This is a genomic window from Sphingomonas sp. GM_Shp_1 (assembly GCF_026540895.1).
Taxonomy (GTDB): domain Bacteria; phylum Pseudomonadota; class Alphaproteobacteria; order Sphingomonadales; family Sphingomonadaceae; genus Sphingomonas.
Genome location: NZ_JALNUR010000061.1, coordinates 1 through 10,770, shown reverse-complemented (window position 1 = coordinate 10,770; position 10,770 = coordinate 1). Strand labels below are relative to the sequence as shown.

Annotated in this window: 10 protein-coding genes; 5 read left to right on the top strand and 5 right to left on the bottom strand. The window is 68.1% G+C overall.

Annotated features, from left to right (window positions below; all coding sequences use genetic code 11):
- Nucleotides 1-107: 107 nt before the first annotated feature.
- From gatB to gatC, 4 genes are read right to left on the bottom strand one after another with little or no spacing between them, the layout of a single operon-like run.
- Nucleotides 108-1,589 (bottom strand): Asp-tRNA(Asn)/Glu-tRNA(Gln) amidotransferase subunit GatB, encoded by a 1,482-nt coding sequence (gene gatB / locus OXQ33_RS17045; RefSeq protein WP_267435953.1) that lies wholly within the window; start codon nt 1,587-1,589, stop codon nt 108-110.
- Nucleotides 1,586-2,002, bottom strand: coding sequence for a hypothetical protein (locus OXQ33_RS17040; RefSeq protein WP_267435951.1), 417 nt, complete (start codon nt 2,000-2,002; stop codon nt 1,586-1,588). Before OXQ33_RS17040 ends, gatB begins: the two co-directional genes overlap by 4 nt.
- Nucleotides 1,996-3,477 (bottom strand): Asp-tRNA(Asn)/Glu-tRNA(Gln) amidotransferase subunit GatA, encoded by a 1,482-nt coding sequence (gene gatA, locus OXQ33_RS17035; RefSeq protein ID WP_267435955.1) that lies wholly within the window; start codon nt 3,475-3,477, stop codon nt 1,996-1,998. Before gatA ends, OXQ33_RS17040 begins: the two co-directional genes overlap by 7 nt.
- Entirely contained in the window at nt 3,477-3,764 is a 288-nt protein-coding gene (gatC, locus tag OXQ33_RS17030) for an Asp-tRNA(Asn)/Glu-tRNA(Gln) amidotransferase subunit GatC (RefSeq protein WP_037568622.1), read from the bottom strand. Before gatC ends, gatA begins: the two co-directional genes overlap by 1 nt.
- Before the next feature lie 138 nt (nt 3,765-3,902).
- Here gatC and OXQ33_RS17025 point away from each other — a divergent pair, with 138 nt between their 5' ends.
- The 4 genes from OXQ33_RS17025 (at nt 3,903) to OXQ33_RS17010 (ending at nt 7,861) form a co-directional block, all read left to right on the top strand.
- Nucleotides 3,903-5,009, top strand: a complete 1,107-nt coding sequence (locus OXQ33_RS17025) for a DUF3089 domain-containing protein (protein WP_267435946.1) — start codon at nt 3,903-3,905, stop codon at nt 5,007-5,009.
- Nucleotides 5,006-5,470 carry a Holliday junction resolvase RuvX gene (gene ruvX, locus OXQ33_RS17020; protein WP_267435945.1) on the top strand — a complete coding sequence of 155 codons (465 nt, stop codon included), beginning with the start codon at nt 5,006-5,008 and terminating at the stop codon, nt 5,468-5,470. Before OXQ33_RS17025 ends, ruvX begins: the two co-directional genes overlap by 4 nt.
- A 193-nt stretch (nt 5,471-5,663) precedes the next feature.
- Nucleotides 5,664-6,647 (top strand): aspartate carbamoyltransferase catalytic subunit, encoded by a 984-nt coding sequence (locus OXQ33_RS17015; protein WP_267435943.1) that lies wholly within the window; start codon nt 5,664-5,666, stop codon nt 6,645-6,647.
- Nucleotides 6,644-7,861 (top strand): dihydroorotase, encoded by a 1,218-nt coding sequence (locus OXQ33_RS17010; RefSeq protein ID WP_267435941.1) that lies wholly within the window; start codon nt 6,644-6,646, stop codon nt 7,859-7,861. The genes OXQ33_RS17015 and OXQ33_RS17010 overlap by 4 nt, the downstream gene beginning before the upstream one ends.
- Nucleotides 7,862-8,164: 303 nt before the next feature.
- Here the strand turns inward: OXQ33_RS17010 and OXQ33_RS17005 are convergent, their stop codons facing one another.
- Nucleotides 8,165-9,907: a DEAD/DEAH box helicase gene (locus OXQ33_RS17005; RefSeq protein ID WP_267435939.1), complete on the bottom strand. Its 1,743-nt coding sequence runs from the start codon at nt 9,905-9,907 to the stop codon at nt 8,165-8,167.
- A 210-nt stretch (nt 9,908-10,117) separates the two neighbouring features.
- On the opposite strand from OXQ33_RS17005, the gene OXQ33_RS17000 reads away from it, so the two are divergent.
- Nucleotides 10,118-10,573 carry a GreA/GreB family elongation factor gene (locus OXQ33_RS17000; protein WP_267435937.1) on the top strand — a complete coding sequence of 152 codons (456 nt, stop codon included), beginning with the start codon at nt 10,118-10,120 and terminating at the stop codon, nt 10,571-10,573.
- The last annotated feature ends 197 nt before the right edge of the window (nt 10,574-10,770 follow it).

Genomic DNA, 10,770 nt, shown 5'->3' with positions numbered 1-10,770 from the left:
CCCTCCCCACAGCCCCAGTTTCAGGTAAACGATGCCCCGCATCGTTTAGGTCATGCCGGGGCATGACCGACCTGAAACTTGCTTGCGGGAGGGGGACTTGAACGGAATTACCCCGCCAAAGCCTTCTTCAACAGGTCGTTCACCACCGCCGGATTGGCCTTGCCGCCCATCGCCTTCATCGTCTGCCCGACGAAGAAGCCGAACAACGCTTCCTTACCCCCACGATACTGACCCAACTGGTTCGGGTTCTTCTCCAGAACCTCGGCGATCACCGCCTCGATGGCACCGGTGTCGCTCGTCTGCTTGAGCCCGCGCTCCTCGACGATCTTGGACGGACCATCGCCCGTCTCCAGCATGATCTCGAACACCTGCTTGGACAGGCTCCCCGACAGCGTGCCATCGGCGACCAGCGCCAGCAGTTCCGCCGCCTGGGCAGGGCTGACCGGGCTCTCGGTAATGTCCTTGCCCAACCGGTTCAGCGCGCCGAACAGCTCGGCCGCGACCCAGTTCGCCGCCTGCGCGGGCTTGGCCTGCGAGCCTTCCAGGGCGTCCAGCAGCGTGTCAAACCAGCGCGCCGTCTCGACCTCGGCGGTCAGCACGCCCGCATTGTACGGCGTCAGGCCCAGCGCCTCGTAACGACGACGCTTGACGTCGGGCAGTTCGGGCAGGCTGGCGCGGCATTCCTCGACAAAACCGTCGGTCAGTTCCAGCGGCAGCAGGTCGGGATCGGGGAAGTAGCGGTAATCGTGCGCATCTTCCTTCGACCGCATCGAGCGCGTCGTGCCACTCTCGACGTTGAACAGGCGGGTTTCCTGGACGATCTTGCCGCCATCCTCCAGCACCGCGACCTGGCGCTTAGCCTCATATTCGATCGCGGCCATGACGAAGCGGACCGAGTTGACGTTCTTCGTCTCGGTGCGGGTGCCGAATTCGTCACCGGGCTTGCGCACCGACACGTTCACGTCGGCGCGCATCGAGCCTTCTTCCATATTGCCGTCGCACGACCCGACATAGCGCAGGATGGCGCGCAGCTTGCGCAGATAAGCCCCGGCTTCGGCGGGCGAACGCATGTCGGGGCGGCTGACGATCTCCATCAGCGCCACGCCCGAGCGGTTGAGGTCGACATAGGAGCGCGTCGGATGCTGGTCGTGCATCAGCTTGCCCGCGTCCTGCTCGACATGGATACGCTCGACGCCGATCGACTTGGTCGGGCCATCGGGGTTCTTCTCGTCCAGGCTGATCTCGATCACGCCCTCGCCGACCAGCGGGTGGTAGAGCTGGCTGATCTGATAGCCCTGCGGCAGATCGGCGTAGAAGTAATTCTTCCGGTCGAAGCGCGACCACTTATTGATCTGCGCGTCGATCGCCATGCCGGTGCGGACCGCCTGGCGGATGCACTCCATATTGGGCACGGGCAGCATCCCCGGCATCGCGGCGTCGACCAGCGAGACCTGGGTGTTGGGCTCCGCGCCGAACGCGGTGGCCGCGCCGGAAAACAGCTTGGCGTTGGAGGTGACCTGGGCATGGACTTCCAGGCCGATCACGACCTCCCATTCTCCGCTCGCGCCCTGGATGCGATATTCGCTCATGTTCGATCTCGATGATGAAGATAGTTGATCGCCGTCAGGACGGCGTTGCTGCCCAGCAGCGCGACGATCCAGCAGCCCGACAGGATGCGCAGGATCGCGGTCTCGAAGCCGAGATGCCGCGCCTCCATCAACCCCACATAGGCCGCGGCCGCCCCCAGCAGCAGGAAGGCGATGCCGAGCCGGAACTCACCGCGCAGGATCACGCTGTTGCCCACGCACAGGCACAGGATGAAGCCTGCCACGCCCAGGAAGAAGCGCGCCAGCGTGTGATGGTCGAAGGGGTGATTGTCGATATTGCTCAGGGACACGCCGACATAGGCGCTGAGGATCGCCCCGAACGCGACGTTCAGGGCGCCCTGCGCCTCGCGCAACACGGCGGTGTTGCGCGCGGAAAAGACGCGGTCGCTTACCACCAGGCCTGCGGTCGGGCGGTGAAGCCCGCGCGCTGCTCGATGGCGAGCCCGGCGTTCAGCACGCCCTGCTCGTCCAGCGGCTTGCCGATGATCTGGAGGCCGAGCGGCAACCCGTCCTTGTCCAGCCCGCCCGGCACCGACATGGCGGGCAGCCCGGCCAGCGAGGCGGGCACCGTGAACACGTCGTTCAGGTACATGGCGAGCGGATCGGCCTGCTTCTCGCCCAGCGCGAACGCCGCCGAGGGCGCGGTCGGGGTGAGGAGCACGTCGCATTGCTCGAACGCCCGCTCGAAATCGCGGGCGATCAGCGTACGGACCTTCTGCGCCTGGGTATAGTACGCATCGTAGAAGCCCGCCGACAACACATAGGTGCCGATCAGAATGCGGCGCTTCACCTCGTCGCCGAACCCGGCGGCGCGGGTCGCGGCGTACATGTCCTGCAAGCCCGCCCCTTCGGGCAGGTCGCGCAGGCCGTAGCGTACGCCGTCATAGCGGGCCAGGTTGGACGACGCCTCGGCAGGCGCGATGATGTAATAAGCGGGCAGCGCGTACTTCGTGTGCGGCAGCGAGACCTCGACGATCTCCGCCCCCGCATCACGCAGCCAGTCGATGCCCTGCTGCCACAAGGTCTCGATCTCGGCGGGCATACCGTCGACGCGATATTCCTTGGGCACGCCGACCCGCTTGCCCTTCAGGTCCGCCGACAACGCGGCTTCCCAGGTCGGTACGTCGAGCTTCAGCGAGGTCGCGTCCTTGGCGTCGAAGCCCGCCATCGCCTCCAGCATGATCGCGCAGTCGCGCACGTCACGCGCCATCGGCCCCGCCTGGTCAAGCGAGGAGGCAAAGGCGATCGTGCCCCAGCGCGAGCAGCGGCCATAGGTCGGCTTGATGCCCGAAATGCCGGTGAAGGCAGCAGGCTGGCGGATCGAACCGCCGGTGTCGGTGCCGGTCGCGCCGGGAGCCAGCCCGGCCGACACCGCCGTCGACGATCCGCCCGACGACCCGCCGGGGGCCAGCGGCGCGGTGTCGTTGGGGCGACGCCAAGGCGAGATGACGTTGCCGAACGCGCTGGTTTCGTTGGACGAGCCCATGGCGAACTGGTCGAGGTTCAGCTTGCCCAGCATCCCAGCACCGGCGTTCCATAGATTCTGCGACACCGTCGATTCGTACGGCGGCACGAAGCCTTCTAGGATCTTGCTGGCGGCGGTGGTCGCGACGCCCTTGGTCGCGAACAGGTCCTTCATGCCGATCGGCACGCCCGCCAGCGGCTTCAGCGTCTCGCCAGCGGCGCGCGCGGCATCGGCCGCATCGGCGGCGGCGAGCGCGTGCTCCGGGGTCTTGACCAAAAAGGCGTTGAGCGCGTCAGCGCCCGCGACCTTGGCGTTGAACGCCTCGGCGACTTCGCGCGCCTTGAACTGGCCGTCGCGCACGCCGTCGCGGATGGCGGCGATGCCGAGTGTGGTAAGATCCGTCATCATTCGATCACCTTGGGCACCGTGAAGAAGCCATGTTCGGCCTGCGGCGCATTCTGCATGAGGAGGTCGCGGATGCCGCCGTCATTGACGACGTCGTCGCGCAGGCGAAGCTGGTTCGGGATCACCGCGGTCATCGGTTCGACCCCTTGGGTGTCGACCTCGCCCAGTTGCTCGATCCAGCCCAGGATGTTCCCCAGTTCGGGGGCGAGGCGCGTCGCGTCCTCCTCGGTGATCGCGATGCGGGCCAGGCTCGCGATCTTCTTCACGGTTGCGGTATCTACGGACATGGATTTGCGGCTAGCATCGCCGCAAGGCTTCGCGCAACGCTTTTGCCGCCTTGGCGATTGCAACAGGGACAAGTGGGGGGTCATGGATAGCAATTGCGGGCTTCCCTGTTTTGCTGCACCGCACAACGGAGTGATGATTTGGCGCGCAAATTCCTTTATGTCGTGGCGACGCTCATCGTGCTGACGATCGCGGCCGCCTTTGCCTATCGCCTGTTCGGCAACCAGTTGCTCCGCTGGTCGACCGTCCCTTCCGAATCGTTTCGCGAACAGGCTGCCCCGCCGAGCGAACTCTACAAGCGGCGCATCATGTGGCTGGCGCGGCCCGATATTCCGGGCAACCCCGCGCTGTGGACGCCCACCGGCTATAGCCCCGGCCAGCCCGGCCAGGGCGCGGCAGTGTTCTTCATCCACCCGACCTCGTACATCAACAAGGCGCACTGGAACGCGCCGATCGACGATCCCGACACCAATGGCCGCGCCGAGTTGTTCCTGCGCGGCCAGGCGAGCGCGTTCAACGGGTCGGGCGACATCTGGGCACCGCGCTATCGGCAGGCGACCTTCGGCGCGTTCCTGACCAGCGTGTCGGACGCCGAGCGCGCGCTCGATCTGGCTTACCGCGACGTGGACGCGGCCTTCACCGCCTTTCTCGAACAGGTCGATCCGAAGCGTCCGCTGATCCTGGCCGGGCATAGCCAGGGCGCGCTGCACCTGTCGCGGCTGCTGACCGACCGGGTAGCCAAGGACCCCGCGCTCAAACGGCGGATCGTCGCGGCCTATGTCATCGGGTGGCCGATCTCGATGACCGCCGACCTGCCCGCCATGGGCCTGCCCGCCTGCGAGCGCGCCGACCAGACCGGCTGTATCCTTAGCTGGCAGAGCTTCGGCGAGCCCGCCGATCCGTCGCTGATCCTGGAGGTGTTCGACAAGACCAATGGCTATACCGGCGCGCCCCGCAAGGACAGCGCGATGCTGTGCACCAACCCGCTGACCGGCACGCCGGGCGGCGAGGCACCCGCGACCGCCAATCTGGGCACGCTCTTCCCCTCGTCCGACCTGAAGACCGCCGAGATCATCGCGGGCAAGGTGCCCGCCAAATGCGAGGGTCGCGGCATCCTGACTATCGGCGAGGGGCCGAGCGTCGGGCCCTATGTGCTGCCCGGCAACAATTATCACGTCTATGACTATAGCCTGTTCTGGGCGAATGTCCGCGCCGATGCGGATCGCCGCTTGAAAGCCTTTCGATGAGCCTGATCACCACCGACCGTAGCGAATTCCGCGACGCCCTGCCCTCCGGCGGGCGGCTGATCGGGCTGGACGTCGGCACCAAGACCGTGGGCACCGCGCTCTGCGATGCCGGGTGGAGCTTCGCCAGCCCCGCCACGCTGATCCGCCGGACCAAATTCACCAAGGACAAGGAACAGTTGATCGCGATGATCGCGCAGCAGGGTGTGAAGGGGCTGGTCATCGGCCTGCCGTTGAACCTGGACGGCAGCGAGAGCCCGCGCTCGCAATCGACCCGCGCCTTCGCCCGCAACTGCGCCGATCTCGGCCCGATCCTGTTGTGGGACGAGCGCTGGTCCACCGTCGCGGTCGAGCGGACCATGATCGAACAGGATATGAGCCGGGCCAAGCGCGCCGAACGCATCGACAATCTCGCCGCCGCCCATATCCTGCAAGCGGCGATCGACGCGCTGGTCATGGCCTGACTTCCCTCAAATCCTCCCCATCTCCGATGGGGAGGGGGACCGTCGCGCCAGCGACGGTGGAGGGGCAGGCAACGTTCGCCAAGCTCCCTGCCCCTCCACCACCGGGCTGACGCCCGGCGGTCCCCCTCCCCAAGCAAGCTTGGGGAGGAATTGGGTTGCTCATCGCCCCGTCCCCCGCTACCCGGCGGCTTTAATGCACATCTCGGATCATCGCCCCGGCACGCTCATTCAGGGTGGCGCCGTTTTCCCGCACCGGCATCTAACCGGAATCGACGGCCTTCAACCGCATGAGATCATGTTCCTGCTCGACGAAGCGGAACATTGGCTCGATCGCGGCGCGACCGACACGCCCGACACCAGGCTGGCCGGCCTCACCCAGATCAACGCATTCTTCGAGAACTCGACCCGGACGCTCCTGTCCTTCGAGATCGCAGGGAAACGCCTGGGCGCGGACGTGGTCAACATGCATGCCGCGCAGTCGAGCGTGAAGAAGGGCGAAACGCTGATCGACACGGCGATGACGCTGAACGCGATGCGCGCCGATGTCATCGTGATCCGCCATATGGCGAGCGGCGCGGTCCGCCTGATCGCCGACAAGGTCGACTGCCCGGTCCTGAACGCAGGCGACGGACGGCACGAGCACCCGACCCAGGCGCTGCTCGACATGCTGACCATCCGCCGTCGCCGTGGAAGCGTGGCGGGGCAGAAGGTCGTCATCTGCGGCGACATCCTCCACAGCCGGGTCGCACGCTCGGACATCCTCGCCCTGACGGCGCTGGCGGCCGAAGTGCGGGTCTGTGCGCCCTCCACGCTGATGCCCAAGGGGATCGAACGCATGTTCGTCACCCCCTTCACCGATTTCGACGAAGCGATCGAGGATGCCGACGTGGTCATGATGCTGCGCGTCCAGAATGAGCGGATGGCGGGCGGCTATATCCCCTCCACCCGCGAGTACCGGATGCGCTACGGCCTGACGGCCGAGCGGCTGAAGCGCGCCAAGCCCGGTGCGCTGGTCATGCACCCGGGTCCGATGAACCGGGGCGTCGAGATCGACTCGGAAGTGGCGGACGGCCCGCAATCGGCGATCACCGAACAGGTGGCGATGGGCGTGGCGGTGCGCATGGCGTGCCTGGACGTGCTCACCCGCCGCGCCCGCAAGCTGGAGGGCTGGGCATGAGCATCACCGCCTTCACCAACGCCACGCTGATCTGCCCGGTCGGCGGCGAGATCAAGGGCCGGACCCTGCTGGTCGAGGACGGCGTCATCACCGGCACCGGGGACGTGCCCGATGGCGCGACCGTCATCGACTGCGGCGGCAAGATGCTCGCCCCCGGCATCGTCGATCTGGGCGTGTTCAAGGTCGACCGCGCCGCCTTCCGCGCCGGGGGCATCGTGCGCATCGGCCTGATGCCCGACCAGTCGCCGGTCCTCGACGATCCGGGCGTGGTGCAGCGCGCCGCGCTGATCGGGCGGCCCGATTTGTGGATCCACCCCATCGCGGCGGCGACGCGTTCGCTGGCGGGGACCGACCTGGCCGAGATGGCGGTGTGCGTCTCGGCGGGGGCCAAGGCGGTCGGGACCGGGCGCGGCTGGATTGCCGATTCGGGGGTGATGCACCGGGTACTCGCCTATGCGGGCGATCTGGGGCTTACCGTCATTTCCCATGCCGAGGATGATGGCCTCGCCGCCGATGCGGTCGCGACCGAGGGCGAGACGGCAAGCCGTCTGGGCCTGCCCTCCGCCCCCGCCATGGCCGAGTCGCTCGCCATCGCGCGCGACCTGATGCTGGCCGAGGAGACAGGCGCAAAGCTCCACATCCGCCAGGTGACGACAGCCTCGGGCTTCGACTTGGTCCGCGCGGCCAAGCGGCGCGGCGTGAAGGTGACGTGCGGCATCACGCCTGCGCATCTCCACCTGTCCGACATCGCGATCACCGATTTCCGCACCTTCGCCCGCCTTTCGCCGCCCTTGCGCGACGAGAGCGACCGGCAGGCGGCGCTGGCGGCGGTGGCGGACGGGACGGTCGATGTGATCGGATCGGGCCATGACCCCCACGGACCAGAAGCCAAGCGCCTGCCCTTCGTCGATGCCGAGGCGGGCATGGCGGGGGCGGAGACGCTGCTGCCGCTGGCCCTGATGCTGGTGCGCGACGAGCGGATCACCCTGCCCCGCCTGTTCGCGCTGCTGGCGGGCAACCCGGCCAAGGTGCTGGGCCTCGACACCGGCACGCTGGAGCCGGGCAAGCCCGCCGACCTGATGCTGCTCGATGCGGAGACGCCGTGGATGGTCTCGGGCGACACCTTCGCCTCGGCGGGCAATACGCCGTTCGACGGGTTCCCGGTCCAGGGCCGTGCGCTGCGCCTATGGAAGGCGGGGCGAGAGATCGCCTGAAAAAATCCTCCCCATCAATAGATGGCAGAGGGAGACCGCTCGCGTCAGCGAGTGGTGGTGGGGCCAGCAACGCCAGCGAGGGGCCCCTGCCCCTCCACCACCGGGCTCACGCCCGGCGGTCCCCCTCCCCAAGCGAGCTTGAGGAGGATTTGCGCGCGGGGGCGTCCGGGGAAACCCAATCCTCCCCATCTCCGATGGGGAGGGGGACCGCGCCCGTCAGGGCGTGGTGGTGGGGCCAGCAACGCCAACGAGCGAGCCTACCCCCCCAAGCCGCCCCAAGCATGGCTTGGGGCAAATTACGGGTTAACCGCGACGGGGACCGCGCGGGCCGCCCTGGGTGGGGCGCGGCGAGTAGCGACGCGGGCCGCCGGGACCACCCGCCGGACGACCGCCCATGGGACGATTGCCACCGCCCGGACCACGACGCGGGCCGCCATGGCCCGAACCCCCGGCGGGCGGGCCGTCGGCCTGCTCGATCGCGATATCGTCCTCGGCATGATCCGCTTCGGTCCGCTTGAGCGCGGCGACGAAGCGCGACGCCAGCGGGCTCGGGATTTCGAACAGCGTCTCGTCCGGCTGGATGCGGATCGCGCCGATCTCGTTGCGGGTGATGTGCCCGCGACGGCAGATCAGCGGCAGCAGCCAACGCGGATCGGCATTCTGGCGACGGCCGACGCTCATGCGGAACCACACCGTGTCGTCAAAGCCTTCGCGACGCTCGCGCGGGGCGGGCGCGTCGCCCTCGACCAGCTCCTCGGCCTGGGGCAGCGCGGCGCGGTGGGCGCGGACCAGCGCGGCGGCGATGTCCTCGGCCGACTTCTCGGCGAGCAGGCGGGTCGCCAGTTCGCGATCGGCGTCGTCCACCTCGACCGGCGCCAGCAGCGCGGTCAGCAGACGCTCACGGTCCTGCTCGCGGATTTCCTCCAGCGTGGGCGCACGACGCCATTCGGCGTCGATGCGGGCGCCGCGCAGCATGCCCTCGACCCGGCGACGGCGGGGATAGGGAACGATCAGGATCGCGGTGCCCTTGCGGCCCGCGCGGCCGGTACGGCCCGAACGGTGCTGAAGCGCCTCGGCATCGCGGGGGATTTCGACGTGGATGACCAAAGTCAGGCCGGGCAGGTCGATACCGCGCGCGGCGACGTCGGTCGCGACACAGACCCGCGCGCGGCCGTCACGCAGCGCCTGGAGCGCATGGTTGCGCTCGTTCTGCGAATGCTCGCCCGACAGCGCCACCGCCGAGAAGCCACGCTCGACCAGGCTGGCATGCAGGTGGCGGACATTGTCGCGGGTCGCGCAGAACAGGATCGCCACTTCCGCCTCGTGCAGGCGGAGCAGGTTGACCACCGCCGCCTCGATATCGGCGGGGGCGACCGTCACCGCCTGATAGGCGATGTCGGCATGGCCCTTGTCCTCGCTGATCGTCTCGATCCGCTTGGCATTGGTCTGGTAGCGCTTGGCAAGCTGTACGATCGGGCGCGGCATGGTCGCCGAGAAGAGAAGCGTGCGGCGCTCGGACGGCGTGCCGTCGAGGATCTGCTCCAGGTCTTCGCGGAAGCCCATGTCGAGCATCTCGTCCGCCTCGTCGAGGACGACGAACTTCAGCGACGACAGGTCGAGCGCGCCGCGCTCCAGATGGTCGCGCAGACGGCCCGGCGTGCCGACGACGATATGGGTGCCATGGCTGAGCGCACGACGCTCGCGCGAGGCGTCCATGCCGCCGACACAGGTGGCGATGCGGGCACGGGCACCGGCATAGAGCCATTCCAGCTCGCGGCTGACCTGGAGCGCCAGTTCGCGGGTCGGCGCGATGACCAGCGCCATCGGCGCGCCCGGCTGGGGCAGGTGATCGCCGCCGGCCAGCAGCTCGCTCGCCATGGCGAGGCCGAAAGCGACGGTCTTGCCCGAACCGGTCTGGGCGGACACGATCAGGTCGCGTCCTTGCGCGTCGTCCTCGATAACCGCGGCCTGGACGGGGGTGGGCGCGCTATAGCCACGCGCGGAGAGAGCAGCCGACAGGACCGGCGGCAAGGCAGAGAAAGGCATGGGGACTCCAACAGAAAAAGGAGCGCGTACCGCCGAACCAAGGGACCCATCCCTCTCGGTTGGCGGATACACCCATGCGGCACGGGTGAATGTTTGCGTTCCGTGAAAGCGTGGCCCTTTACACCAATCGGCGGAAAACTCAAGCCGTGCTTGCGGCGAACCGCTGCGCCCGCCATGGACCCGCGCCATGTCCATGAGCGTTGATCCCCGATGAGTGTCGCCTTTCGCCGCGAATCCGATGAAGAGCATCTCGAACCCAAATTCGAGCTGCCCATCCCGCCCGGCCCCAATTGGGTCACGCCGCGCGGGGCGGAATTGACACGCGCCAAGGTCGCCGAGGTCGAGGCGGCGCTGGCCGCCGCGTTGGACGAGGAAGAACGCACCCGGCTTCAGCGCGAGCTTCGCTATTGGAACACCCGCGCCGCCACCGCCGAACCCGCGCCCGCTCCGGCGGAGGATGAGGTCGGGATCGGCAGCGTGGTGACGATCCGGCTGAACGGCCAGACCAGGACGCTGACCATCGTCGGCCATGACGAAGCCGACCCTGCGCACGACCGCATCGCCTATGCCGCGCCGCTGGCGCGGGCGCTGATGGGTGCGATGGCGGGCGATACGGTGGCGTTCGGGGGCAAGGCCGATGCGGTGGAGGTTGTGGAGGTCCGGTAGGACACCGCCTCTTCTTCCTCCCCTCCCGCAGGCGGGAGGGGATCGAGGGGAGGGAAAGGTGTCTCACCGAGACCATCGCGCGTGGCCTGCCCTCCCCCATCCCCTCCCGCCTGCGGGAGGGGCGTGCCTGTGGCGACGACCGGAACGGTCACGATGGCGCATGACCTCGCCGCGATACGCTCCCCGCCCGCAGGCGG

What these genes read in the sequence shown, in the direction of transcription:
- gatB (WP_267435953.1), bottom strand. Translation starts at nt 1,589, where the DNA reads ATGAGCGAATATCGCATCCAGGGCGCGAGCGGAGAATGGGAGGTCGTG.
- gatA (WP_267435955.1), bottom strand. Translation starts at nt 3,477, where the DNA reads ATGACGGATCTTACCACACTCGGCATCGCCGCCATCCGCGACGGCGTG.
- gatC (WP_037568622.1), bottom strand. Translation starts at nt 3,764, where the DNA reads ATGTCCGTAGATACCGCAACCGTGAAGAAGATCGCGAGCCTGGCCCGC.
- ruvX (WP_267435945.1), top strand. Translation starts at nt 5,006, where the DNA reads ATGAGCCTGATCACCACCGACCGTAGCGAATTCCGCGACGCCCTGCCC.
- OXQ33_RS17015 (WP_267435943.1), top strand. Translation starts at nt 5,664, where the DNA reads ATGCACATCTCGGATCATCGCCCCGGCACGCTCATTCAGGGTGGCGCC.
- OXQ33_RS17010 (WP_267435941.1), top strand. Translation starts at nt 6,644, where the DNA reads ATGAGCATCACCGCCTTCACCAACGCCACGCTGATCTGCCCGGTCGGC.
- OXQ33_RS17005 (WP_267435939.1), bottom strand. Translation starts at nt 9,907, where the DNA reads ATGCCTTTCTCTGCCTTGCCGCCGGTCCTGTCGGCTGCTCTCTCCGCG.
- OXQ33_RS17000 (WP_267435937.1), top strand. Translation starts at nt 10,118, where the DNA reads ATGAGTGTCGCCTTTCGCCGCGAATCCGATGAAGAGCATCTCGAACCC.